Below are 25,923 nucleotides of genomic sequence, written 5' to 3'. Positions count from 1 at the left end.
GTCGTGATCGCACCGTGGCGCCGCGCGCGACCACGAACGCCGCCGCAACCACGAAGGCCCGGTGCGCGTCCGTGGCGGACGTGCACCGGGCCTCCAGGCAGTCCGTCAGCGCGACGGACGGATGCCGATCAACCGAAGCGGCCCGAGACGTAGTCCTCGGTGGCCTGCACGGACGGGTTCGAGAACATCGTCGCGGTGTCGTCGAACTCGATGAGCTTGCCGGGTGCGCCGGTGCCGGCGATGTTGAAGAACGCCGTCTTGTCGCTGACGCGCGACGCCTGCTGCATGTTGTGGGTCACGATCACGATCGTGAACTCCTTCTTGAGCTCCTCGATCAGGTCCTCGATGGCGAGGGTCGAGATCGGGTCGAGGGCCGAGCAGGGCTCGTCCATCAGGAGCACGTCCGGCTCGACCGCGATGGCGCGGGCGATGCAGAGACGCTGCTGCTGCCCACCGGACAGGCCCATGCCGGGCTTGTCGAGGCGGTCCTTGACCTCGTTCCACAGGTTCGCGCCCTGCAGCGAGCGCTCGACGATGTCGTCGGCCTCGGAACGGGAGACGCGCTTGTTGTTGAGCTTCACGCCCGCCAGCACGTTGTCGCGGATCGACATCGTGGGGAACGGGTTCGGACGCTGGAAGACCATGCCGACCTGCCGACGGACGAGCACGGGGTCGACGCCGGCGCCGTACAGGTCGTCGCCGTCGATCTTGACCGAGCCCTCGACCCATGCGCCGGGGATGACCTCGTGCATGCGGTTCAGGGTGCGGAGGAAGGTGGACTTGCCGCAGCCCGACGGGCCGATGAAGGCCGTGACGGTGCGGGGCTCGATGGTGATGTCGACACCCTCGACCGCCTTGAACTTCGAGTAGTAGACGTTGAGGCCGTCGACCTCGATGCGCTTGGACACGTTGATCCTTCTGGGTGGGTGGTGTCGCTGGTTCCGCGGGGGCGGAGGGTCAGCGGCTGAGCTTGGGGGCGAAGAGACGGGTGATGAACCGGGCGAGCAGGTTGAGCAGCATCACGATCAGGATGAGCACGAGGGCCGCGGTCCAGGCCCGGTCGACGAACGGCACCGGGTTGGCACCCTGCTGCGAGTACTGCGTGTACGCGTACACCGGCAGGGTCATCATCGGGTCACGGAACAGGTTGTAGTTCATGCTCGCGGTGAAGCCGGCCGTGACGAGCAGCGGGGCGGTCTCACCGATGACGCGGGCGATCGAGAGCATGACGCCGGTGGTGATGCCGGCGAGGCTGGTGGGGAGCACGACCTTGAGGATCGTGAGGTACTTCGGCACCCCGAGGGCGTACGAGGCCTCGCGGAGTTCCATCGGGACGATCTTGAGCACCTCTTCGGTGGAGCGCACGACGATCGGGATCATCAGCACCGACAGGGCCACGGAGCCGACCAGGCCGAAGCGGGCACCCGGGCCGAGGAACAGCGCGAAGAGCGCGTAGGCGAACAGACCGGCGACGATCGACGGGATGCCCGTCATGACGTCGACGAAGAAGGTGATGCCCTTCGCCAGTGCGCCGCGACCGTACTCGACCAGGTAGATCGAGGTGAGCAGGCCGATCGGCACCGAGATGAGCGCCGCGAACAGCGTGATCTCGAGCGTGCCGATGAGGGCGTGGACCGCACCGCCGCCCTCGGAGATGACCCCGCGCATCGAGTACGAGAAGAAGTTCGCGTCGAAGCGGGCGATGCCCTTGGCGATGACCGTCCAGAGCAGAGACACCAGCGGCAGGACCGCGATGACGAACGCCGTGATGACGAGCGAGGTGACCAGGCGGTCGACCGCCTTGCGGCCGCCCTCGACGATGCGCGAGATGACGACGATGAGGACGTCGAACAGGACCGTGCCGAGGAAGATCGCGGCGACGACGTTGAAGTCCTTGACGGCGCCACCGGCGTTGAGCAGGGCGAAGACCAGGACGAGGGCGACCCAGCTGCCGACCAGCAGCAGCCACGGGACGGAGGCGTGCAGCTTGCCGTTGGCGTAGACGTTGCCGGCGGTGCCGGTCTGACGGAGCGCGAGGGACATCGGGTGCGACCTCTCAGCTGACTCGGCTGCGGACGATGTACCGCGCGAGCATGTTGATGACCAGGGTGATGACGAAGAGGATCAGACCCGACGCGATGAGCGCGTTGAGTGCGGTGCCCGAGGCCTCGGCGAACTGCAGGGCGATGTTCGCGGCGATCGTCGAGGGGTTCTGCGACGTCAGCATCTGGAACGTGACGTTCGTCGAGACCGACAGCACCAGCGCGATCGCCATCGTCTCGCCGAGTGCACGGCCGAGGCCGAGCATGATCGCGGAGACGATGCCGGACTTCGCGAACGGCAGGACCGACAGGCGGATCATCTCCCAGCGGGTCGCGCCGAGGGCCAGGGCCGCTTCCTCGTTGAGGGTCGGGGCCTGCAGGAAGATCTCACGCATGACCGCGGTCATGATCGGGATCGCCATGACGGCGAGGACGATCGACGCCGTCAGGATCGTGCGGCCCGTGCCGGACACCTGGCCGGAGAACAGCGGGAACCAGCCGACGTACTCGTTCAGGAACACGTAGAACGGCTTCACCAGGGGCGCCAGCACGGCGATGCCCCAGAGGCCGTAGACGACCGACGGCACGGCGGCCAGCAGGTCGATCACGTAGCCGAGGACCGGCGCGAGTCGACGCGGCGCGAAGTGCGAGATGAAGAGGGCGATCCCGAGGGACAGCGGCACGGCGATCACGAGCGCGATGAGCGCGGACCAGACGGTGCCGAAGACCAGGGGGCCGACGAAGTCCCAGAAGTTCGTGGCCTTGCCCGGCAGCTCGCCGACCTTGGCGGAGAAGGCCGGGATGCTCTGCCACACGAGGAACGCGGCGACGAGCACGAGCACGAAGAGGATGAGGCCGCCGGCGATGACCGATGCGGCGGAGAAGACGCGGTCGCCGACACGGACGACGGCCTTCGGCTTGATCGGGGTGACGGTGGCCCCTGGCTGGGCCGGTGCGGTCGTCATGGGGTACTCCTGTCGGAGGAACGCCGGGGGAGGCGACGGGTTCTGGGGTGGTGGTGCGGTGCCCGTCCGGGTGGTGGCCTGGACGGCTGAGTGCCCGGACGCCGGTCGTGTGGGTGGGACCGGCGTCCGGGCGCTCAAGGGGCCTTACTTGATGGACGCGACCGCGTCCTTGGCCTTCGACGCGAGGTCGGAGGAGAGGGCGGCCGACTTGGCCTCCTTGGCAGCGGCGTCCTGAGCGGCGCTCGAGACGACGTAGTCGAGGTAGCCCTTCACGAGCTCGGCCTTGTCGGCGTCCTTGTACTCCTGGCACGCGATGGCGTAGGAGACGAGGACCAGCGGCCAGGCACCGTCAGCGGTGTCCTTGCGGTCGATGTCGATCGCGAGGTCGTTGTCCTCGCGGCCGGTCGCGATCTTCGAGTCGGCGACGACCTGCGCGGCACCGTCGGCCGAGATCTCGGTCGCCTTGTCGCCGACCATCAGCTTCGCGCGGTCGAGGTCGCCCGCACCGGAGTCGTCGATGTAGGTGATGGCGTTGGTGGCGTTGCCCATCGCGGAGGCGACACCGGAGGTGCCCTTCGCGCTGTCACCGACCGAGTACGGGAAGGTCTGGCTGGGCTCTTCGGTCCAGACGTCAGAAGCGTTCGCGGAGACGTACTCCGAGAAGTTCTGCGTGGTGCCCGAGTCGTCCGAGCGGTGCACGACCGTGATGTTCGCGTCCGGCAGCTTCGCGTCCTTGTTCAGGCCGGCGATCTCCGAGTCGTTCCACTTGGTGATCTTGCCCGAGAAGATCCCCGCGATGGCCTTGGCGTCGAGGGTCAGGTCGCTGACGCCGTCGACCTTGTAGGCGATCGCGATCGGGGAGATGTAGACGGGGATGTCGATGCCCTTGGTGTCCGCCTTGCAGGACTCGAACTTGCCCGAGAGCTCCTCGTCCTTCAGCGCGGCGTCGGAGCCGGCGAAGTCCGCGGCACCCGACATGAAGTTCTCGCGGCCGGCACCGGAGCCGTCCGGCGTGTAGTTGACGGTGACGCCCGAGGCTTCGTTCTGGAAACCGGCGGCCCAGGTGGCCTGCGCGGTCTGCTGTGCGGACGAGCCCGAGCCGGTCAGGGTGCCGGAGAGCTTCGAGTAGTCGCTGCCGCTGGTGGAGGAGGACTCGGTGCTGCCCGCGTCCTCGTTTGCCGCGCACGAGGAGAGCACGACTGCGCCGGCGATCGCAATTGCTGCGATCGAACCGATTCGCTTGATGTTCACAGGGGTCCCTTCGGGAATGGAATGCAGTGGGACCACTGCGGTCCCTGGGCCGGTGCCGACCCGGGAGCGACTGTAGGGACGCGAGGTGACCGCAATCACCCCCGCTGGTGAACGGGAGGTGAACGAGGGGTTGTCCGCGTCGGGGCGGCGTGCGCCGCACCCGCGCAGGGAGCAGGATCGGGGGCACTGTGCGCTCGTTTGGAAGATGCGCACGCATGTTCGCGGACGAGCGGTCGGGAGGCCCGGATCGCGTTCCCGGGCGCGGCGCGGCCCCGTCCTGTGGCCGGGTGCCGGGCGCGTCGGCAGCATGCCGGCGGCGCTGCGGTCGGGCGACACTGTCGTCCGTCGACGCTGCGGTCGGGCAGAGCTGCGCACCGCCGGACCGTTGCGGTCCGCCGGTGGTGGGCTACGCCGGGATCGTGTTGCGGTGCGTCTCGACCGCGACGAGCGTGTCCCCGGCGATGTGCATGACGGAGAAGTCCCCGACCGACAGCATCGCGGCGCGGCGCAGGTCGAAGCGGCCGGACTCGTCGGCGGTCGCGGTGGCGATCCGGGCGATGATGTCGGGCAGCACCGGGCCGTGCGAGCACAACACGGCGGTCTTGCCCTTGTCGAGCCGGCGCCGGACGACGCCCTTGACGTCGGCGGCTCCGCGGTCGTGGGCGTCCTGGCTGAGGTCCGGGGTGCTCGAGACGCCGAGCTTCGTCGCGGCGGACAGCGGTTCGACGGTCGCGAGGCACCGCGCCGCCGTGCTGCTCACGATCTTCTTCGGGCCGAACGCTGCGACCGGTGCCGCGGCCGCCTTGGCCTGCGAGCGGCCGACGGGCAGCAGCGGACGGGTGGCGTCGGGGCCGTCCCAGTCCGAGCCGGGCACCGTCTTCGCGTGGCGCAGGGTGATCAGGGCGAACGTGCGGTGCTGTCCCGCGGCGGCGCGTTCGGCGAACCGGTCGAGGATCGCGACGTCCCGCTCGTACGTCAGGCGGTTGCGGGCGTCGTCGATGGTCAGCCACTCGAGCGCCGCGACCTCGTGGTTCGGCACGAAGGCGCCCGCGCGGGCGTACTCCTTCGCCGAGACCCGGGCCGCCCAGTAGTGCACGACCTTGTCGCGGCCGTTCGGCAGCACGTACTCGGCGGTGCCGAGCGGTGCGCCGAGGTGGACGCGGTACCCGGTCTCCTCGTCGATCTCGCGCACGGCGGTCGTCGGGACGGCCTCGCCCGGGTCCACCTTGCCCTTGGGCAGGGAGACGTCCTTGTGGTGGTCGCGGTGGATGAGCAGCACGAGGGGCGTGCCGTCCTGTTCGCGCCAGACGACCGCACCCGCAGCGACGACGGGGCCCGAGGGACCGCCGCTCACCGAGTCGAGCGCTTCCGGGCCGAGATCTTCCGCATGGTCACATTCTGCACGTCCTCGAGCGGACGGCCCGCATCGTCGGTGGAGTGCCGCGTCCACTCGCCGTCTGACTCCAGGTGCCACGAGCTGGCGGTGTCGGCCATCGCCAGGTCGAACATCTCCTGGACCTCGTTGATGTGGTCCGGGGCGACCAGTCGCACGAGCGCCTCGACGCGGCGGTCGAGGTTGCGGTGCATCATGTCGGCGCTGCCGATGAACACCGCCGGGTCGCCGTCGTTGTGGAACGCGAACGCGCGGGAGTGCTCGAGGTAGCGCCCGACGATGCTCCGCACGCGGATGGTGTCGCTGACGCCTTCCATGCCCGGCTTGAGCGAGCAGATGCCGCGTACCCAGACGTCGATCGGCACCCCGGCCTGGCTCGCCAGGTACAGCGCGTCGATGATCTGCTCGTCGACCATCGAGTTGACCTTGATCCGGATGCCCGAGGGCTTGCCGGCGCGAGCGTTGGCGGCCTCGGTCTGGATGCGCTTGAGCAGGCCCTTCCGCAGGTGCAGCGGTGCCACGAGCAGGCGCTTGAACTTCTTCTCGATGGCATAGCCGGACAGCTCGTTGAACAGGCGGGTCAGGTCCTTGCCCACCGTGTCGTCCGAGGTGAAGAGCCCCATGTCCTCGTAGATGCGCGAGGTCTTCGGGTTGTAGTTGCCCGTGCCGATGTGGCTGTAGTGCTTGAGCGTCCCGCCCTCTTGCCGGATGACGAGCACCAGCTTCGAGTGCGTCTTCAGCCCGACCAGGCCGTAGACGACGTGCACGCCGGCCTTCTCCAGCTTCCGGGCCCAGGTGATGTTGTTCTGCTCGTCGAAGCGAGCTTTGATCTCGACCAGGGCGAGGACCTGCTTGCCGGCGGCCGCAGCGTCGATCAGCGCCTCGACGATGGGGCTGTCGCCGGAGGTGCGGTACAGGGTCTGCTTGATCGCCAGGACGTTCGGGTCGGCCGCGGCCTGCTCGAGGAACGCCTGCACGCTCGTGGCGAAGGACTCGTAGGGGTGGTGGACCAGGACGTCGTTCGCCTTGATCGCGCGGAACAGGTCGGGCTTCGTGTTCGGTTCACCCGGCTGGAACTGCACCGGGGTGGTCGGCACGTGCTTGGGGTAGTGCAGGTCGGGACGGTTGATCTTGGAGATCTCGAACAGCCCGCCGAGGTCGAGCGGCGACGGCAGCCGGAAGACCTCTTCCTCGGTGATGTCGAGTTCACGCACGAGCAGGTCGAGGGTCACCGGGTCCATGTCCTCGGTGATCTCGAGGCGGATCGGCGGACCGAACCGGCGGCGCAGGAGCTCGCGCTCGAGGGCCTGGATGAGGTTCTCGGCCTCGTCCTCCTCGATCTCGACGTCCTCGTTGCGGGTGACCCGGAACACGTGGTGCTCGAGGACCTCCATCCCTGGGAACAGGTCGTCGAGGTGGTTCGCGATGAGGTCTTCGAGCGGGATGAAGCGCATCCGGCCGGAGTTGTCGTCGGGGAGCTTGATGAAGCGGGAGAAGTTCTGCGGCACCTTGAGGCGCGCGAACTCCTGGCGCTGCGACTTCGGGTTGCGGACCCGCACCGCCAGGTTGAGCGAGAGCCCGGAGATGTAGGGGAACGGGTGCGCCGGGTCGACGGCCAGGGGCATGAGCACCGGGAAGATCTGCTCGTTGAAGTACTCCCGCATGCGCTGCCGGTCGGCTTCGTCGAGGTCGGACCAGTGCTCGATGTGGATGCCCGCGGCGTCGAGGTCGGGCTTGAGCGACCCGATGAAGGCCTGGGCGTGCCGGTCCTGCAGCTCGTGGGCCTTCTTCGCGATGTCACGCAGGACGTCGCTGGGGGCACGGCCGACGTTGGTCGGGACGGCGATGCCGGTGTCGATGCGGCGCTTCAGGCCGGCGACGCGGACCATGAAGAACTCGTCGAGGTTGGACGCGAAGATCGCCAGGAAGTTCGCCCGCTCCAGCAGGGGCTGCGTGCGGTCTTCACCCAGCTCGAGCACGCGCTGGTTGAACCGGAGCCAGCTGAGCTCGCGGTCGAAGTAGCGGTCCGTCGGCAGTGACTCGTGCTCGATCTCGATGACTTCGTCGAAGTCGTCGAGGTCGGGTGCGACGGATTCGCCGTCGAGCTGCGGTTCGGTGTCCATCCCCACATCCTGCCACCCGGCCCCTGCCACCGGAGGGGCCTCGGTGGACGCTGTGGAAACCGCCGGTGAACCGTTTGGATGTGGAGGAAGGATCACGATATACCGACGGTGACATCTGCCTGGGTTTGTGGGTATGGTGGGCCGTGTCAGAGCCTCCGGGGGGATTCCACTGCGCGGGGGTGCAGCTACGAATGAAAGAGGTTCATCATGTCGCGTGTCCTTTCGACCGAGCAGGCCAAGACCGCCATCCGTCAGGTCCAGTCGATCATCAACGGTGGTTTCACCGACCAGATCTCGCAGCTCGACGCTCAGGGCCGGATCCTTTCCGACTCGAACGTCTGGGACGGCCCGCTCGCGGCGACGTTCCGCGGGTCCACCTGGCCGGAGACCAAGGCTGCTCTGGACAAGGCGAAGACCGAGCTCGAGCAGCTCCGCACGCAGCTCGACAAGATCTCGCAGGACATCTTCACCGCAGGTGGCGGCGCGTAAGCACCGGCCTGTTCCCGCCCGGACCGTCGCACTCGCGGCGGTCCGGGCGTTCGCGGTCGGTGGGGCCGCTTCACCAGCACGATCAGCACGACCAGCACCGACCCTGGGGGGACGACCATGGCGAAGATCCACGCCAACACGGATTCGATCGAGTTCGACGATGCCACCGCGGATGCGCTCAAGAGCTCGCTGACCGCGTCGGCTGACGCGATCAGCGGACAGAAGGCATCGAGGCAGTCGTACGTGACGACCGCCTCCCAGGAGTTCCGCGGGCACTTCTCGCAGCTCTTCACGCAGAACGCGGGGACGGCATCGAGCGACGCCACCAACATCGTCGACGCCCTCGAGACCGTCGCCGGGTGGATCGACACCATGAAGGCCGCCGCCGCGGACGAGCGCGCGCGGCGCAAGACCGCCCGCGAGTGGCAGGAACGCGAGGACGGCCGCAACGGCTTCCAGGACTTCCTCAACGACACGGTCCACTACGACCCGATGCCGACCGTCGAGAACGAACCGGCGCCGAAGTTCGACCCGCCGGCCGTGACGACGAAGCCGCGTGAGACCCCGAACCCCGGAGCCGGCGGCGGTGGTGGCGGCGGCGGCACGTCGTCCGCCCGGCCCGCTGACCTCCGCTCGTTCGCGACCGGTTCCTCGGGGCTGAACCGCGCCCTCGACGGCAAGCCCGGGGCGCTCCGCGGCAAGCTCGCCGACTTCGCCACGAAGTGCTCGTGGGCGCACATCGACGCCGGCAGCGTCGTGACGGCGTTCGAGCAGTGGATCGCGGCGAACGACCAGGATGTCACGTGGGCCAACACCGTCGCCGACGCCTTCGCGGCGGCCGGCGGCGAGGGCGAGGTCTCGACCGTCGCGGACTCCGGGCTCGCAGCCGCGCTCGCCGCGGCCGGCGTCTCGCAGACCCGCACCGATCTGCAGTTCGAGCCGCCGACGGCCTACGGCGCCCAGCCCACCACCGGCTTCTCGATGGACCCGGTGAACACCACGACGGGCAACTTCCTCGAGCCGGAGCTCGACCTGGCGTTCACCGGTGCATCTGCGGCGCTGCAGGTGACCCGCATGTACAACTCCCTCGACCAGCACGTCGGGCTCTTCGGTCCGGGGTGGGCGTCGATCCTCGAGACCCGCCTGCTCCTCGACGACGAAGGCGCGTCGTTCGTCGGCGCCGACGGTCGTCAGGTCCGGTTCCCGCGCGACGGCGAGGGGTGGGCGCGCGGTGTCGGCGAGAACCGCTGGCTCGCGGCCGAGGGCGACCGGCTCGTCGTCCGCGACAACCAGGGTGAGCGCATCGATTTCTCGCCGTCCGGGCTGTGGCTCGGACAGCGCGGCGGTGCCGGCACCGCGGTCCGCGTCGAGCGGGACGCCGACGACGTCGTCGTGCGCCTGCTGCACGAGCGCGGGCGCTCGATCGACATCGACCACGTCGACGGCCGGGTGGCGGTGCTCCGCGCCTCCGACGGCCGCCGGGTCGAGTACGGGTACGACGAGCGCGGCCGACTCGTCTCGGTGACCGACGCCGTCGGCACCCGGACCTACGGCTGGAACGACGACGACCTCATCACGACGGTCACGAGTGCGGCCGGTGTCGTCGAGGTCGACAACACTTACGACGACCAGCGCCGCGTGGTCGAACAGATCAGCCCGCACGGCCGCACCGTGCGCTTCGCGTACCTGCCCGGTCGCGTCACGGTGGTGTCCGACCACGACGGCTCGCGGTCGAACTCCTACATCGCCGACGCCAAGGGGCGTCTGGTCGGGATCATCGACTCCGACGACCGACGCCAGTCGATGAGCTACGACCGGCACGGCAACCTGGTGTCGGCGACCGAGCGCGACGGGTCGGTGACCGTCCACGCGTACGACGACCGCGGCCGGAAGACCCGGACCGTCACGCCGTCCGGCGGCGACCTGACCTACGGGTACGACGACCAGGACCGCGTGACGACGGTCGTCACCGAGGCCGGTGCCGTCGTGAGCTACGAGTACGTGGGCGACGACCGCGACCCGTCGGTCATCGTCGACCCGGTCGGCGGCCGGACGGAGCTGACCTGGCAGGACGGCTCCCTCACCCATGTCGTCGACCCGACCGGCGTGGTCCTGACTCTTTCCTACGACGCGTTCGGTGAGCTCGTCTCGACCACCAACGCCGTCGGCGACACCGCTCGGATCGAGCGCGACGCCGCCGGTCACCCGGTCGCCGCGATCAGCCCCTCCGGCGCACGGAGCGAGTACCGCCACGACGCCGCCGGGCTCCTCGTCGAACGACGTGACGCCGACGGAGCGGTCTGGCGTTTCGAGTACGCCGCCGGAGCACGGATCGCTGCGATCACGGACCCGCTCGGAGCACGGACGACGCTCGAGTACGCCCCGAACGGCGAACTCGCGACCACGACCGACCCACTGGGTCGACGCGTCTCACGGACGTTCGACGACCAGGGGAACCTGGCGGAGCTCGCGTTGCCGGGCGGCGCGGTCTGGACGTTCGCGCACGACGCCTTGTCGCGCCTCCAGGCCGTCACCGACCCCGCCGGAGCGACCTGGCGTCGCGAGTACGACGTCGTCGGCGAGCTGACGGCGACCGTCGACCCGACGGGCGTCCGTCAGGAGTTCTCGGACGACGTCGCGACCGGCGTCGCGACGCTGCGCGACGCCTTCGACACCGCGACCGTCCGGTTCGACGAGTACGGCCGACCCGTCGAGTCCACGTCTGACGAGACCGGTTCCGAACTCATCACCTACGACGCCGCCGGTCGCCCCGTCGAACTCGTCGACGGCGAAGGCGGACTGACCCGACTCGAGCGCGACCTCGCCGGTCGCGTCGTCGCGTTGGTCGCCCCCTCGGGCGCGCGCTCCACGTACGAGTACGACGCCTGCGGGCGTCCCGCCGCAGCCACCGACGCCGCGGGGGCGCGGACGACGCTCACCTACGACGCGGACTCCCGTGTCGTGGCCCGGACCCTGCCCACCGGCGAGGTCGAGGAGGTCACGTACGACGCAGTCGGGCGCGTGGTCACGCAGACGACTCCGGGTTCCGGCACCGCGCGGTTCCGCTGGGACCAGGCCGGGAGGCTCGTCTCCAGCCACGACGCACGCTTCGGCCGTCGTCGGTTCCGCTACGACGCAGCCGGGCAGCTGATCCAGGTCGTCAACGGTCTCGACGGGGTCACCTCGTTCGAGTACGACGAGCGCGGGCGCCTGGTGACGATCACCGACCCTGCCGGCGGCACCACTCGACGAGAGTACGACGCCGTCGACCGCGTGGTCGCCGTCACCGATCCGCTCGGGCGGACCACCACGGCGGCCTACGACCCGGCCGGGCGCCAGATCCGGCAGACGGATCCCGACGGCCGCACCACCGAGTGGACGTACGACGCAGCCGGCCGCCAGCAGGCCGTGCTCGTCGACGGTGCGGTGCAGTCGGAGATCACCCGCGACGCCGTCCACCGAACTGTCGTCGTGTCGGACCACACCCGTGGTGCAGGCCGGACGATCGAGCACGAGCTCCAGCACGACCGCCGCGGCCTGCTCGTCCGCCGAGCCCGAGGCGACCAGTCCGTCGCGTGGGAGTACGACGCCGACGGCAACCGCACTGCCCGGGTCGACCCGAACGGCACCCGAACCACCTACCGTCGCGACGCCGTCGGCCGCGTCGTCGGGGTGGACCGTGACGGCACCGCTGCCGGCGCGTTCTCCTACGACGCCTCGGGTCGTATCGTCCAGGCGGCCACGGGCGACCTGGTGCAGTCGTGGTCGTACGAGGGAGGCGCCCTCGTCGCGCACACCTCGACCACGCTCGACGGTGCCACCAGCACGCGGATCGAGCGCGATGCCGACGCGCGGATCACCGCGGTCGACGGACCGTCCGGAGCGGTGTCGTACGAGTACGACGCCGCCGGGCAGCTCGTGCGAGCCGGGGACTCGACGTGGGCCTACGACGACGGTGGGCGACTCGTCGCCGAGACCGTCGGTGGTGTCGAGACGCTCCACGACTACGACGCTGCCGGACAGCTGGTCGCGACGATCACCGAGGCCGGCCGGATCGAGTACGTCCACGACGGTCTCGGCCGCCGCATCCGGCGGACGGCCGCCGACGGTTCGACCACCGAGTACGCCTGGTCCGACCTGGGGTACCTCGCTGCCGTCGTCGACCGCGACGCTTCGTACGCCGAGACCGGTCGGCTCGACGTCTGGGTCGACGCGCTCGGTGAGCTCGCCGAGGCGGGTGGGGTCGCCACGTGGTGGGACTCCGCCGCGGTCGTGCCGTCGCTCATCAGCATCGCCGACACGTCGCTGCTCGACCTGCCGGGGGGTGTCACCGCGATCGGCGATGCCGTGACGCAGCCCGCCTGGCGCAGTGCTCGCGCGACCGATGCTGCGGACCCGTGGGCTGCGCTCGCTGCCGTCACCGACGTCGGGCTGCCCGCGGGGGTGTCCCTGACCGGCTCGGGTGGGGTGTCCGTCGCAGGGCTGGAGTGGCTCGGGGCCCGTGTGTACGACCCTGCGGCGCGGGGCTTCCTGTCGGTTGATCCGCTCGCGCCGATCCTGGGTGCCGCGTGGTCGGGGAACCCGTACTCGTACGCGGGCAACGACCCGTTGCAGGCCGTCGACCCGCTCGGGCTGCGGCCGGCGACCGATGCCGACATGCAGGCGTACCGGGATGCGAACCAGGGGTTCATCTCGTCGGCAGTGAACTGGACGAAGGACAACTGGGAGTACATCGTCGCGGGGGCGGCGATCGTGGCCGGGGTTGCGCTGATGTTCACCGGGGTGGGTGGTGTTGCAGGCTTGGCGCTGCTCGGAGCATCTGGTGCTCTGATGAGTGGCGGCATCTCGGTCGCGTCCCAGAAGGCGACGACCGGACGCGTCGACTGGGGGGAGGTCGGCAAGGAGACTGCGATCGGCGCTGTGACGGGCATGATCGGTGGCGGAACTGGCGCCGCGCTCACCCGGCGCCTCGGGTCAGGCATACTCAAGCGGGCGGCCGCCGGCGCCGGTTCCGGAGCGACTGAGGGAGGCGCGACAGGACTTGCGGACTATGCGACCTCGCCGGGGCCGCACACGGTAACCGGTGCGCTCGGGGCGATGGCTTCTTCCGCAGTCGTCGGCGCAGCTACAGGAGGTGCGACTGCTGGAGGGCCGAAGTGGCTCAACTTTGACGACACTAAGAAGTTCGCCGGATGGTCCTACCACATGGGTCACGTTGATGAGAGCACCGTGCTACACCGCTCGGGTGACATCGACGGCCGTCACACCGGGAACTGGTGGTCAACGGATGCGCCAACGAGCATCGAGAAGGTCCGGAGTGAGAAGGCGCTTCCAGAGACATGGCCGGACGGAAGCGCTTCAAACCAAAACTCGGGGTTTACGGCGCGATTCGACCAGAAGATGCCTGCGTATCGAGGATACGCAGCACCTCAGCGTGATTTGAACGGTTCTGTGTACCGCGGCGGGGGAAATCAGACATACGTTCCAGACGGATGGTCCCATGCCGATGTCATCAAGAGCTGGCCCTTGGCTCCGTAGAAGGATGGATGATGTCAAGAAAAAGTGATCGGCGCGACAGGGTAGTGACTCTAAGTCGACAAATGGCCGCATTCTTAGGGCGCATGGACATGCATTCAGCGCAATCCTTCTACCTGCGGCATGCCGACGCATTGTGTGCGGAAGAGACCATGCTTGGGCGGAGGCGTATCTATCGCACGATCTATTCAGCGGCGAATACGGGAGCAGGAGGGATGAGCGATCTCTACGTGACCAAACCAGACGGGACCGGCGATGTGCCTGCGACCAAGGCCTTTGAAGCTTGCCTCCACGCGCTGCTGAAGGAAACTCGTACGTTCCCGTGATGGTTTTGGCCCTACGTCGCTCCATGACGAGAGGTGTACTGATTGCGCGAGCCAGCCGCCGCGTCGGAGCCCCCGAAGAAGGGGAATCGAAGAACCTGGATCATCCTGGCCGTCTGGGCTTTCGGCGTCGTGGTGTCGCTGGTATTGCTGCTGGTGTGGCCATATTGGATGAGCGCGTACGACGAAACGCACCGGGGAACCATGCCGTGCAGCGTCTCTAGCGCAGAGGTCTACGCGGGGTCAACGGTGAGCCGCACTGGATTGGGGGCACCGTTCTCCTACGTGAAGGTGGAGACGGAAGACTGCGGCGTTCTCATCTTGCAGGGGGTGACAAAGTCTTCACAGGAGCGCGTTGCGCGGGATTTGTCCGGAGGCGGGACGTTCCAGTTCTCGGTTGGCGCATCTTCCTGGTGGTTCCGAGATGCGCTCCAGGTGACAAATCGGTATCCGACAGCCTTCGAGTATAAGCGATGAATTGCAGCAGCCAATGGCTGCTTTCGTGGGAGTGCTGTTGAGCAGGTTCATTTTTGGTTGCGAGGGATAGGTACGTGACAAGAGGGTGACTGGGGAACACGTGCTGGAAACTTCTCAGGGCGAGCCGGTGCTGGTCCGCGGGAACAGGGTGGTGCCAGTGGCGTGGTTGCTGCTGTCAACTGGGATAATCGCCGCAGGAGCGTGGTTGGCGTGCTCGGCGGATGTGTTCGGTGGCGCGTGGTTCACCCGCATCTGGTGTAGCGCGCTCCTGCTGTTCTTCGGGCTGCTGGGACTGTTCCTGGCGGTGACCACGGTCCGCACTCGCGTCAAGGTGTTCCCTGACCGACTCGAGGCGACCGTGAACCTCGGCCGCACCAGGACCATCCGTCCTGGCGAACTTGCCCACTTTCGAGCGTCAGGGAAGGGCAACGACGACCTCAGCGCTGCAACCGCTCGCGGACGACGTGGGTTCCAATCGAACCGGTTCCACCGCCGCTACGACGCGCTGAACGACTGGCTCGATCAGAACGGCGGCGAGCCTTGGGCCCAGCACCAGGCGTTCTTCAGCAAGCTCACTCACCAGACGAAGCCGAAGCCGGTCCGCAACGCAATATCGATGCTGACCATCGTCGCCTTCTACCTCTTCACGCTCGCCATGTTCCCGGGCCTGTTCGTCATGAACGCATACGACAGCGCGCACCGGGAGCGGGTCACATGCACGGTGACGTCTGCGGAAGCAGTCACGCTGTCGAGTCGGTCCGCGAAGGGCGTCGGCGCTTCTTACGCTGGTGTGGGGTTCGACACATCTGATTGTGGCCGTCTGACCTATTCGAAGACGATCTCGTTCGGGAACCAAGACGCTTTCGCCCGCCGCTACGACCGTGCCCTCGGGGCGTACGCATTCACCGTCGGGGGTGCGTCGTACTGGGTCAGGCAGCATGCACCGTGGGTGCCGCTGGCCCCGGAGGTGTACGGCGTCAGCGAGCCCCAGTGACTTTCCGGCCGATGTCGATGCGTCACACGAGGGGTGAACGACGCGCACCGTGAAGGTGCGTGCGGCAGGACAGGATCGCGACTTCGATCGTCGTCTTCGTCGTCATCCCTCTGCTGGGCTTGTTCGGCGGCGGATCTACCGAAGGATCTACTCCGCGTCGAACACGGGGGCAGGGGGCATGGGCGACATGTTCGTGGTCACGCCTGACGGCGCGGGCGATGTCCCTGCGACCGAAGCGTTCCAGCGGTCACTCTCCGCGCTGCTGCGGGTGACGCGCACATTCCCGTGACGGACTCGCTGTTCCAGCGCTGAAGGGGCACGGCAGAACATGACCTTGTCGGAATTGCTCAAGCAACTCGACGATCACGCCGTCGAGGACGCCGCGTCGGCTGTGCAGATAGCAGCCGTACGATCTGTCCTCATTGCCGCATTCGAGCAGGCGCCCGGTCATCCGGCGTACCGCAGCGGGATACAGGGCGCCGCCCGCCTTGTTGCCGACACCTGGCCCTACGAGAGCGAGCTGGGGGCGCTGGTGCTGGCCTTTTCCAAAGCGGTGCGACGGAAAGTTGGCCCGCACCGTACGACGGACATCGGGGCTGCAGTCGAGTGACCCAGGACTGAATGGCTGCACCGTCAGCTCGGCGCACAGTAGTGCGGACTCGTGTCACTCCCAGAAGGGCGTCGACTCGTCGACGTCGCAGGTCGTGTTCGAGACGTCCGACTGCGGGGCGCTTGTGCTGCCTGGGCTGCGGATCGCGACAAGAGGATGACCTGGCCGAGGGGGAGCGCTACCGGTTGGACGTCGGCGAGGGTTCCTTCACGATGCGGGAGTTCCTGAACACGATCCGCCAGGCCGTGTACGTGAAGAGCTTCGAGCCCGTGCGAACACGGTAGGTCCGTCGGCCCAGTGCAGCAGCAGCGCGCCGCTCAGCGCCCGAAGGCCCCGACGAACTCACCCCACTGCGCCGGTGCCCGCTGTTCGAGCCACGCACAGAGCTCGGGGTAGGCGGCGTCGATCGACAGGACGCTGATCACGCCGCGTTGGCCGTTCACCTTGATGTCGAGTCCGCCGAACCGGTTGGTGGTGGGCCGGATGCGCTTGATCGCCGCCGGGTCGACGGTCCGCGCGGCACGGAACATCGGCGTCACGACCAGCTGCGAGTCGTACGCCTCGACGCGACGGCGCTTCTGCCCGACGCCGAGGTAGACGAACAGGATCCCGAACAGCACCATGCCGACGCCGGCGATGAGCATGCCGATCGCGTCGGGGTCGTCAAGCAGGCTGAGCGTGGCCAGGAAGAAGAACCCGCCGACGACGATGACGACGATCCCGATGATCCGGAGCAGCAGGTAGCTGAACCGGCGAGCACGGACGGTGAAGAGCACGCCGTACGCCTCGTCGCCCACGACGGTGGACGGTGGCCGCTTCCGGTCGTTCTGACGGACGAGCGCGCTGACGGCGGCCGGGATGGTGATCATGGCGATCAGCGCGATGAGCACCGGCGACAGGTTGATGTTCACCGGTCCGCCCCCGTTCGTGCGTTCGTGCGCCGTCGTTCGAAGGGCGCGACGCCCTGGTCCCCCTGGATCATGCGTGCAGAGTATCAGCGCCCTGTGGACAGGCCCGAGCACCCTCGCGGATGCTCTATGTTGGATTTCAGTAGCGAGCTGTGGCCCGAACGGGGGTGGCTCCCGGGGAAGAGCAGCCCGGACCTGACGCCGTTCAGCAACTAGCATCGATGTGCTCGACGATTCTCTTGGGGGGAAGACCGTGATGAACCAGCGTGCCGGGAACACCGGAGCACGACGGACCGGACGACGGATCGCGGGGACGGTCGCCGTCACGGGGATCGCTGCGCTGGTGCTCGCCGGCTGCACCTCCGACGACAAGCCTGTCGCCGACCCTTCGAGGGTCCTGCAGACCGTCGACACGCGCCTCGCCGCGGACGGCTCGATCACGTCGATCTCGGACACCGCGATCTCCGTCGCAGGCAAGGACTCCTCGTCCGCGACGACCGAGCACGACCCAGCGAAGGCGGCGAGTGACCTGCCACTGCGCATCACGACGCAGTACTCGACCAAGAAGAAGACCGGCACGGACCTGGCCGACCTCGACGGGTACTCGGGCCGGGTGGCGATCGACCTGACGATCGAGAACCTGACGGTCACCTCGAAGAACCTGACCTACGACGTCGCCGGCACGTCGCGTTCGACCCCGGCACTCGTGGGCGCGCCCTTCAGCATCGCGGCGTCGACCGTGCTGACGGGGACCGCCGCCGACCGCGTCGTCACGGACTCGGCCGACTCCGGCTCGTCGACCGATGGTGTCGTGAGCACCAACGAGGACGGCGACGCGGTCGTCCAGTGGGGCCGGTTGCTCGCCCCGCCGACCTCCGGTGCGAGCAGCACGCTGCACCTCGTCGCCGACGTCGAGGACTTCACCGCGCCGACCATCGACGTCGCCGCGCAGCCCGGGCTGTCCACGGACCTGTCCTCCACGGGCGTCGTCAACGCGGCCTTCGGGTCCGACAGCGACTCCGAACTCGCGCTCCAGCGCCGCACGATCGACCTGATCTCGCAGGTGAACGAGGTGCTGGCGCGTGCCGGTGGCACCATCACCGAGGTCCGGTCGAACCTCGAGACCACGTCGGAGACCCTCGGCGTCAGCACGGCCGAGCGCCTCAAGGAGAGCAGCTCCTCCCTGGCCAGCACGATGCAGTCCCTCTCCGGACAGCTCGGCTCACTGAACAGCGACCTCGGCACCACGGTCAAGGCCACGCAGTCGACGGTGTTGCAGCAGCTCCAGCAGACCACCACGAGCCTCGATGGCCTGCTCGGTGACACTTCGGCGACCGCCCCCACCACGGTGCTCGACGGCAACGGCTGTGCGGCGACGCCGAAGACCCCGTCAGCAGGCGGCAGCGTCTACGGCAACCTCCTCCGCGTCTCGGCGCAGCTCACCGGCTACGCCGATGCGAGCGAGGCGTGCAAGCAGCAGGTGAGTGCGCAGCTCACCGCTGCCGTCGGCCCGGCCTCGCCGGACGAGACGACGTGTGCCCCTCAGGAGGCCCGTGGATCGTTGACCTGCGCGCTCTGGGATTCGTCGCGTGCGGTGAGCACCTCGCTGATCGGCCTGGTCAGCACCGGGCAGCAGCTCGCCGACCAGCTCGACCCCAAGCTCGCGGACACGGCGATCGAGCAGTCGGACGCCCTGCGCGCCAAGCTCGGCGAGATCGAAACCGCCGTGCAGGCCCTCGGCGCCGACGGCACCGGTGAGGTCGCGCGCACCCTGCAGGCGTTGCAGGACCTCCGCGACCAGACCGCTGATGACCTCGGCCCCGTGCGCGACGCCGTCACGACGGTGAACCGGCAGGCAGTCGCAGCGCGCGGGCTGGTGGGCAACGCCGGCGACGGTCGGTTCAGCACGTCGATGCAGGCGCAGAACCTCGAGGTCGCCGACCAGCTCTGCGCCCTCGCGGCGACGGACCAGCTCGACGCCGAGCAGGCCGATGCGCTGCGCGGGTACCTGACCGCCACGCCGTGCCCCGGTGCCGAAGAGGGCACGACGTTGCGGCCCGGTGGACGCTTCAGCACCCCGATGGACGAACGCCTCACGGACCAGGCGAAGCAGTGGGACGCGGTGGTCGCGGCGACCGATCTCCGCTCCGAGACCGGCATCGGTGCCGCCGTCACGACGCTGTCCGACGACGTCGACGCGCTCGACGACGGCATCGCCGCGGTCCGCCGGGCAGTGCGCAACGACGGCGGTTCGGTCGAGGGAGCGGCGCAGGAGCTCCAGGAACTCGTCGAGCAGGCAACGAAGTCGAGCGCTGTGGTCGGCACCCAGCTGACCGCGATCAGCACGCAGCAGACCCAGCTGCAGGACGCGGTCCGCAAGGCCTTCGCCGACGCATCGACGCAGTCCGAGAAGGACGTGCAGAAGATCATCGACCAGCAGGTGCGGCAGGTCAGTGAGACCGCGAAGGGCAGCCGCGACGCCGTCATCTCGGCCTTCGACAAGTCGATCTCCGGGCTCCGGTCCACCTCGGGCGAGGTCACGAAGGACTCGAAGGGCACGATCGACGAGCAGCGGGGGACGCTCGAGCAGGAAGGCTCCGAGCTGGCATCCGCCGTCGACCGTCAGACGGCCTCGAGTCTCGAGCAGATCGCTGCGAGCACGAGCGCCTCGACGCGCGACGTGCAGGGAGCCTCCACGCTGCTGACCGGCGACCTCAACCGGGTGATGCTCGACCTGGGCGACCGCAAGGTCAACGGATCCGGCATCCTCGGCGCGATGGCCACGAGCGCGGCGAAGTCCGACTCCGCCGACTACCAGCTCGCCCTGGCCTCGCAGAACGCCGCAGGCTACGCGAACGTCCGCGCCGAGGACGTCGCCGGGATCCTGCTCCAGCAGGAGCAGTTCCGGGCCTCCCTCGACGCCGCGACGACGCTGCCCGCCTTCCAGCTCAAGGTGCCGGCCAGCGCGACCTCGACCACGCTGTACACCTTCCGGATCGGGGCGGACCGATGAGCGACCAGACGATCGACGAGTCCGATGGCCCCGAGGCGGGACGTCCGCGCAACCGCCGTCCGCTGGTCATCGCCGCCATCGCGGTGCTCCTGGTCGCCGCGGTGGTCGCCGCCGTCCTGACCTTCCGGGCGATCGGCAGCAGCACGCCGGCCGAGGCCGTCCCGGCCACCGTGCCGGTGGAGATCACCGTCAAGCACGTCCCCGACACCACGAAGATCGGCGTCGTCGTCACCCTGGGCGACGGTGAAGGCTCCGAGTGGAACGAGGCGGCACAAGGTGCCCTGGTCGCCGAGAGACGACTGGCACTCGGCGGGACCGACATCACCCTCGTCACGAAGAACGACGGCGGAACGTCCGCGGGCGCGAAGACCGCGGTGGAGTCCCTGGCGAAGAGCGGCGTCGCCGGCATCGTCGTCGCGTCGTCCGGCAAGCACGTCTCCGGAGCGCTGACGGCGGCGGCCGAGAAGCACATCCCGGTGGTGGTGCCCTACACCTCGGCCGAGAAGGACTCGTGGTCGACCGCCCCGACCGCCGAGTCGATCGGCGCCGCGATGACGACGGCGCTCGGCGACGCGAAGTCGCCGCTCCTGGTGAACCTCGGCGGTGGTGCGCCCGCAGGCCTCCGAGTGGCGCACGTCCTCGACGGCGACGACACCGCTGACACCGGCGAGCTCGCCGAGACCATCGCCTCACGGACCGGCGCGACCGACGCAGACGAGGGCACCGCCGAGGCCTCGGACGCCGACCCGAAGGCCGCGCCGGACTCGGACGCTGTCGTCGTCAGCGGGTCCGCGCAACGACAGGGTGCCCTGGTGGCAGCACTGCAGGCCGCAGACGTCACCGTGCCGGTCGTCCTCACCCCGGACGCGACGAGTCCGGCCTTCGGCGCCGCACTCATCGATGCCGGCGGCAGCCTGAGCGGCTCCTTCCGCACCGTCGGGGTGGCCACCGACGACGCACGGGCGCTCTCCTCGGACGCCGAAGGTCGGGCGATGTCCGCGTTCCTCGGTGGGGTCCGGGTGCTCGCCGACGATCCCGACGCCCAGAACCTGACGGGTGACCGGCCGTTCTCGGCGGTGGCCGGAGCAGCGGACTCCCGCAGCCACGACGCCGTCGTCGCCCTGGTCCGCGCAGTCGGCAAGGCGGGGAGTGCCGAGCCCTCCGACGTGACCGATGCCCTCGCCGCGCTGGACCTCGACTCCGCGGCGGGCATCGCCGGCCCGGCGCTCGACTTCACGCGGCAGCAGGCGCTCGGTGCGCCCGCGACGGTGTTGGCGGCCTCGGCACAGCCACTCGGACTCCGACCCGACGACGCCGCCGCTGCTGGCTCCGAAGACGCATCCGGCGACGACGCGGCTCAGGCCACCTCGCTGGTGTGGTTCGAGGACTCCACCGCACGCTGACCCACCCACGCACAACCCCGAGAAGGACACCGCGAGCATGCGCCTGCTGATCGAGCTCGACGACCGACGTGAAGCGGTCGAGGTCGACGGGTGGTCCGGCGCGTCCTCGCTGGGGGAGCTCCTCTCGGCGGCGATCGGCGTCGAACTGGATGCCGAGACGACCCTCGCGGTCGACGGTCACCGCACCAGTGCGGCGACCCCGCTGCGCGACCTCGTCCTGCTCGAGGGATCCCGCATCGGCCGCGCACCGCAGGAGCGACCGCAGACGATCGACGGGTGGAGCGTCACCCTCGCCGGGGGACTCGACGCGGGTCTCGTCGTACCGGTCCCGCGCAGCCGGAAGCTCGTCGTCGGCCGGGCTCCGCAAGCCGATGTCGTGCTGCCCACCGAAAGCGCTTCGTGGGAGCACTGCACGATCGAGCGCGAGGACGACGGGGTCCGGGTGCGTGACGCCGGGTCGACGAACGGCACCGTGATCGCGGGCGAGCGCATCGATGCCGAGGGAGTCCTGCTCACCGGGACCACGAGCGTCATCGTGGGCGGCGCCGTGCTGCTGGTCCGGCCAGCGCTGGACGAGGTCCCCGTGCCGGCCGCGGGCTCCCTGGCCAACCTGACGCCCGCGGCGACCGCGCCGTTCAACCGCCCGCCCCGAGCCGGGCGGAACACCGAGACCGAGACCGTCGACCCACCGGCCAAGCGCGAGGTCCCGCAGGCCTCGAAGTTCAGCTGGATCACCGTCGCAGCGCCGCTGGTCCTCGCCGGCGCGATGGTGCTCCTGCTCGGCGACGCCCGGTTCGCCCTGTTCGCGCTGCTGTCGCCGGTCACCGCGATCGGCATGTGGTTCGAGCAGAAGCACCGTCGGGCGAAGAACCTGAAGGAGGAGGACACCCGCTTCGCCGAGGCCGTGGAGTCCTTCCGGGGTGAGATCGCCGAGGCCGCAGCGGTCGAGGCGGCCCGTCGGCAGGAACTCGTCCCCGACCCGGCCACCGTCGTCCGTCGGGCCGAGCTCCCCACCACCCTGCTGTGGCAGCGACGCTCCGAGGACGCCGACTTCCTCAGCCTGCACGCCGGCACCGGTGACGCACCGTGGCGCCCCGAACTCGATCAGCGGGCGGCGTCGTCCAAGCTCGAGGACGAGGCGAAGGCCGCCATCGCCGACAGTCGCCTCACCGCTGCGCCGGTCGTGGCGGACCTGTCCGACGCCGGCGTCGTCGGGATCGTCGGCGACCGCGAGGGCGCGCTCGCGCTGGCGCGCAGTCTGCTCACGCAGGCCACCGTGCACTGCGGGCCCGCCGACCTGACGGTGGGCATCTTCTGCGACGCCGGCCGCGCGGACGACTGGGGATGGGCCTCTTGGCTGCCGCACGCGCGCGTGGCGGGGAGCAGTACCGGTGCCCGCTGGATGTCGGCGCAGCGCGACCAGAGCGCGGCGATGCTCCGGGGGCTGCGGGAGTCGCTCGACGAACTCCCGACCCCGAACCTGCTCGTCGTGGTCGACTCCGAGGTGCTCACCGAGGGCCGCGACGCACCCGCCCGGAACCTGCTCGGCGAAGGGCGCACCGTGCCCGGACAGTCGCTCCGTCCCGGCGAGCAGCCCCGACGGGTGAGCGGGATCGTCATCGCGACCAACGAGCAGCAGCTCCCCGCAGCCTGCACGACGATCATCACGGTCGGTGCCGACGCCGCAGCGACGGTCTACCGGCCGGAGGACCGGACCCGCGTCGAGGACGTCGTGCTCGCCGGCCTCAGCGCCGAGACCGCCGAACGGAGCGCCCGCAGCGTGGCGCACTTCGACGATCCCGAACTGCTGGTGCCGGGGGCGTCGTTGCCGTCGCTCGTCCGCCTGCCGGAGCTGCTCGCGGGTGACGACACGGTCGCGCGAACCCCGACGGGCACGAGCCCCGCCGATGCGATCCGCGCGGCCTGGGACGCCCGCACCGGCTTCTCGACCCCGATCGGGTCGTCGGAGAGCGGTGTCCTCGAGATCGACCTCGTTCGCGACGGACCACACGGCCTGGTCGGTGGCACGACGGGTTCGGGCAAGAGCGAGTTCCTGCGGTCGCTGGTCGCCGGGCTCGCTGCGCGGAACGACCCGACGCGCCTGAACTTCCTGCTCGTCGACTTCAAGGGCGGGGCCGCGTTCGCCGCCTGCGAGCGGCTGCCGCACACCATCGGCACGATCAGCAACCTCGACGAGCAGCTCGCCGACCGGGCGATCCGTGCGCTCGAGGCCGAGCTCGAGCGACGGCAGCGGGTGTTCGCCGCGGCCGGGGCGGACATCGACAACCTCGACGCCTACCTGGCGACGAAGCCGGTCGAGCCGATGCCGCGCCTGCTCCTCGTCGTGGACGAGTTCGCGATGCTGGCGAAGGACTTCCCCGACGTCCTGACCTCGCTCGTCGCCGTCGCGGCGGTCGGGCGCACACTCGGCGTCCACATGATCCTGGCCACCCAGCGGCCGGCCGGCGTGGTGAGCGAGGACATCCTGGCGAACACCAACATGCGTGTCGCGCTGCGGGTGCAGAGCCGCGAGGACTCCACCAACGTGATCGGCGTCCCCGCCGCCGCCGGCATCGGTCGCCAGCAGACCGGTCGCGCCTACGTGAAGCTCGGGCAGGACGACATCACCCCGGTGCAGACAGCCCTCGTCACCGGCGGCGCCCGTGACGAACGTGCCGAACAGCCGGTGTCGGTCCGTCCGACGGACGTCTTCGGCGTTCCCGCGCCGATGCCCGCCCCGGCTCCGACAGCGTCCGACGTGACCGACCTCGACCAGCTCATCGAGTCGATCGGGCAGGCGAACGCCGCCGCCGGCTACGCTCCGCCGCGCCCGATCTGGCCCGAGGCACTCGGCGACCGCGTCGAGCTGGGTGCGCTGGCAGCAGCCGACGCCGCTGACACGTCGCGGACGGTGCCCGTCGCCCTGGCGGACGACCCCGACCACCAGCGTCAGGTCACCACAGGATGGGACCTCGACGAGGGCAACCTCATGCTCATGGGCATCCCCGGCAGCGGGACGAGCACCGCGCTGGCCACCCTCGCCCTGCAGCTCGCCGACCGGACGAGCCCGGAGGACCTCGACCTGCTGGTGCTCGACATGGGCCCAGGGGACCTCGCTCCGCTCGCCCGGCTGCCGCACACCACGGCCTACGTCGGCTCCGGTGCCGGCGCGGGGGAGTTGCAGGCGCGGTTCCTCCGCCACCTGCGCGTCGAGCTCGAGCGCCGTCGTGCCACTCCGGGCGGCCGCCGTGCCATCGTGCTGATCGATGGTCTCGCGGCACTGCGCGACGAGTACCAGGACTTCGAGGGCCAGCTGCTGCTCGACGCCCTGTACCGCGTCTACGCCGAGGGGCCCGCGCTGGGCATCTCGTTCGCCGTGTCGACGACACGGGCCAAGGCCGTGCCGTCCGCGATGGACGAAGTGACCACCCAGAAGTGGATGTTCCGCCTGGCGGACCCGTACGACTACGCCTCGATCGGCGTCCGCCCCAAGGACGTCCCGCCGCCGGTGCCGGGTCGATTCATCGACTCGGTCATGCGCCTGCAGTCGCACGTGGCGACGCCCGACGTCCCGCTCGCGCAGGCGGTCGAGCGCCTCGCGGAACGCTGGTCCGGCACCGCTCCGAAGGCGAGTGCGGTCGGGCGGCTGCCCGACGCCGTCCTGGTCGACGAGCTCGGTGCCGGTGCGGTCTTCTCCAGCGAGCCGTGGCGGCTGCCGGTCGGGGTCGCCGAGGACGACCTCGCTCCGGCCGCACTCGAGGTCTACGACGGCGAACACGTGCTCGTCGCGGGGCCGGCCCGCTCGGGCAAGTCGACCGTCCTGCTGGCGCTGGCGGCACTGGCGCGCTCTGCAGAGGGCGTCCGCCCGGCCGTCTGGGCGATCTGTGACCGTCGGTCACCGCTCGCCTCGGAATCGTTCGACCGCATCGCCGTCGGACCCGACGAGGTCCCGGCACTGCTGGCCGGGCTGCGGCTCGAGCGCGGTCCGGTCCTGCTGCTCATCGACGACGCCGAACGCTTCGACGACGGCGACCAGGCGATCGCCACCCTGCTCGCGACGGAGCGTCCCGGTCTGTGCGTGGTCGCCGCCGGTCGGTCCGCCGACCTCCGGTCGCTCTACAGCCACTGGACCCGCGCCGTCCGCAAGTCGCGGTGCGGCGTGCTCCTGCAGCCGGACGTCGACTACGACGGCGAGCTGCTCGGCGTCACGCTCCCGCGCCGTGCACCGGTCGCGCTGACCGTGGGGCGCGGCTACGCGTCGTCCGGCGGCGCCGTCCGCCTGGTCCAGACCGCGTCCGCAGGAAGCTGACCCGACCGACAGACGGACTGGAGGCCCGTGGCGACGCCGCCACGGGCCTCCAGTCCGCCTGCTGGTCGCGCTCAGTCGTGCGATGGAC

At 69.6% G+C, this 25,923-nt stretch carries 15 protein-coding genes; 8 read left to right on the top strand and 7 right to left on the bottom strand.

The features are described from left to right. Nucleotides 1-128: 128 nt before the first annotated feature. The 6 genes from pstB to ACZZ9K_RS08805 form a co-directional block, all read right to left on the bottom strand. A complete protein-coding gene (pstB, locus tag ACZZ9K_RS08830; RefSeq protein WP_027466631.1) occupies nucleotides 129-908 on the bottom strand; it encodes a phosphate ABC transporter ATP-binding protein PstB in 780 nt (259 codons plus the stop codon). A gap of 49 nt (nucleotides 909-957) precedes the next feature. Next, a complete protein-coding gene (gene pstA / locus ACZZ9K_RS08825) occupies nucleotides 958-2,043 on the bottom strand; it encodes a phosphate ABC transporter permease PstA (RefSeq protein WP_027466630.1) in 1,086 nt (361 codons plus the stop codon). Between the two features lie 13 nt (nucleotides 2,044-2,056). Further along, the gene (pstC, locus tag ACZZ9K_RS08820; protein ID WP_027466629.1) at nucleotides 2,057-3,007 is read right to left on the bottom strand and encodes a phosphate ABC transporter permease subunit PstC; all 951 of its coding nucleotides are present in this window, start codon (nucleotides 3,005-3,007) and stop codon (nucleotides 2,057-2,059) included. Between the two features lie 144 nt (nucleotides 3,008-3,151). Then, nucleotides 3,152-4,258, bottom strand: coding sequence for a phosphate ABC transporter substrate-binding protein PstS (locus tag ACZZ9K_RS08815; RefSeq protein WP_071245762.1), 1,107 nt, complete (start codon nucleotides 4,256-4,258; stop codon nucleotides 3,152-3,154). Between the two features lie 406 nt (nucleotides 4,259-4,664). Beyond that, nucleotides 4,665-5,612 (bottom strand): NUDIX hydrolase, encoded by a 948-nt coding sequence (locus tag ACZZ9K_RS08810; protein ID WP_463443859.1) that lies wholly within the window; start codon nucleotides 5,610-5,612, stop codon nucleotides 4,665-4,667. After that, nucleotides 5,609-7,774 (bottom strand): RNA degradosome polyphosphate kinase, encoded by a 2,166-nt coding sequence (locus ACZZ9K_RS08805; protein WP_027466626.1) that lies wholly within the window; start codon nucleotides 7,772-7,774, stop codon nucleotides 5,609-5,611. The genes ACZZ9K_RS08810 and ACZZ9K_RS08805 overlap by 4 nt, the downstream gene beginning before the upstream one ends. 207 nt (nucleotides 7,775-7,981) lie before the next feature. Here ACZZ9K_RS08805 and ACZZ9K_RS08800 point away from each other — a divergent pair, with 207 nt between their 5' ends. The 5 genes from ACZZ9K_RS08800 to ACZZ9K_RS08780 all read left to right on the top strand — a co-directional run bounded on the left by ACZZ9K_RS08800 (nucleotide 7,982) and on the right by ACZZ9K_RS08780 (nucleotide 16,202). Then, entirely contained in the window at nucleotides 7,982-8,263 is a 282-nt protein-coding gene (locus tag ACZZ9K_RS08800; protein ID WP_027466625.1) for a hypothetical protein, read from the top strand. Between the two features lie 117 nt (nucleotides 8,264-8,380). Further along, nucleotides 8,381-13,801, top strand: a complete 5,421-nt coding sequence (locus ACZZ9K_RS08795) for a DUF6531 domain-containing protein (RefSeq protein WP_463443858.1) — start codon at nucleotides 8,381-8,383, stop codon at nucleotides 13,799-13,801. Nucleotides 13,802-13,884: 83 nt separating this feature from the next. Continuing rightward, nucleotides 13,885-14,124 (top strand): hypothetical protein, encoded by a 240-nt coding sequence (locus ACZZ9K_RS08790; RefSeq protein WP_138801976.1) that lies wholly within the window; start codon nucleotides 13,885-13,887, stop codon nucleotides 14,122-14,124. A 631-nt stretch (nucleotides 14,125-14,755) separates the two neighbouring features. Further along, nucleotides 14,756-15,592, top strand: coding sequence for a hypothetical protein (locus ACZZ9K_RS08785; protein ID WP_463443857.1), 837 nt, complete (start codon nucleotides 14,756-14,758; stop codon nucleotides 15,590-15,592). 328 nt (nucleotides 15,593-15,920) lie between these two features. Further along, a complete protein-coding gene (locus ACZZ9K_RS08780; protein ID WP_463443856.1) occupies nucleotides 15,921-16,202 on the top strand; it encodes a hypothetical protein in 282 nt (93 codons plus the stop codon). 317 nt (nucleotides 16,203-16,519) lie between these two features. Here ACZZ9K_RS08780 and ACZZ9K_RS08775 read toward each other — a convergent pair whose 3' ends face one another. After that, nucleotides 16,520-17,113 (bottom strand): hypothetical protein, encoded by a 594-nt coding sequence (locus ACZZ9K_RS08775; RefSeq protein ID WP_027466622.1) that lies wholly within the window; start codon nucleotides 17,111-17,113, stop codon nucleotides 16,520-16,522. Nucleotides 17,114-17,366: 253 nt separating this feature from the next. Here ACZZ9K_RS08775 and ACZZ9K_RS08770 point away from each other — a divergent pair, with 253 nt between their 5' ends. From ACZZ9K_RS08770 to ACZZ9K_RS08760, 3 genes are read left to right on the top strand one after another with little or no spacing between them, the layout of a single operon-like run. After that, on the top strand, nucleotides 17,367-20,123 hold the full coding sequence (locus tag ACZZ9K_RS08770) for a hypothetical protein (RefSeq protein ID WP_463443855.1): 2,757 nt from the start codon (nucleotides 17,367-17,369) through the stop codon (nucleotides 20,121-20,123). Continuing rightward, entirely contained in the window at nucleotides 20,120-21,526 is a 1,407-nt protein-coding gene (locus ACZZ9K_RS08765) for a type 1 periplasmic-binding domain-containing protein (protein ID WP_463443854.1), read from the top strand. The genes ACZZ9K_RS08770 and ACZZ9K_RS08765 overlap by 4 nt, the downstream gene beginning before the upstream one ends. Nucleotides 21,527-21,563: 37 nt before the next feature. Beyond that, the gene (locus ACZZ9K_RS08760; RefSeq protein ID WP_463443853.1) at nucleotides 21,564-25,835 is read left to right on the top strand and encodes an FtsK/SpoIIIE domain-containing protein; all 4,272 of its coding nucleotides are present in this window, start codon (nucleotides 21,564-21,566) and stop codon (nucleotides 25,833-25,835) included. Nucleotides 25,836-25,923 lie beyond the last annotated feature (88 nt).

This window comes from Curtobacterium sp. AC268, assembly GCF_979258745.1.
The sequence above is the reverse complement of the archived record's forward strand: the minus strand, read 5'-3'. Positions and strand labels throughout refer to the sequence as shown.

What these genes read in the sequence shown, in the direction of transcription:
- ACZZ9K_RS08790 (WP_138801976.1), top strand. Translation starts at nt 13,885, where the DNA reads ATGGACATGCATTCAGCGCAATCCTTCTACCTGCGGCATGCCGACGCA.
- ACZZ9K_RS08800 (WP_027466625.1), top strand. Translation starts at nt 7,982, where the DNA reads ATGTCGCGTGTCCTTTCGACCGAGCAGGCCAAGACCGCCATCCGTCAG.
- ACZZ9K_RS08795 (WP_463443858.1), top strand. Translation starts at nt 8,381, where the DNA reads ATGGCGAAGATCCACGCCAACACGGATTCGATCGAGTTCGACGATGCC.
- ACZZ9K_RS08770 (WP_463443855.1), top strand. Translation starts at nt 17,367, where the DNA reads ATGAACCAGCGTGCCGGGAACACCGGAGCACGACGGACCGGACGACGG.
- ACZZ9K_RS08805 (WP_027466626.1), bottom strand. Translation starts at nt 7,774, where the DNA reads ATGGACACCGAACCGCAGCTCGACGGCGAATCCGTCGCACCCGACCTC.
- ACZZ9K_RS08760 (WP_463443853.1), top strand. Translation starts at nt 21,564, where the DNA reads ATGCGCCTGCTGATCGAGCTCGACGACCGACGTGAAGCGGTCGAGGTC.
- ACZZ9K_RS08765 (WP_463443854.1), top strand. Translation starts at nt 20,120, where the DNA reads ATGAGCGACCAGACGATCGACGAGTCCGATGGCCCCGAGGCGGGACGT.
- pstC (WP_027466629.1), bottom strand. Translation starts at nt 3,007, where the DNA reads ATGACGACCGCACCGGCCCAGCCAGGGGCCACCGTCACCCCGATCAAG.
- ACZZ9K_RS08780 (WP_463443856.1), top strand. Translation starts at nt 15,921, where the DNA reads ATGACCTTGTCGGAATTGCTCAAGCAACTCGACGATCACGCCGTCGAG.
- pstA (WP_027466630.1), bottom strand. Translation starts at nt 2,043, where the DNA reads ATGTCCCTCGCGCTCCGTCAGACCGGCACCGCCGGCAACGTCTACGCC.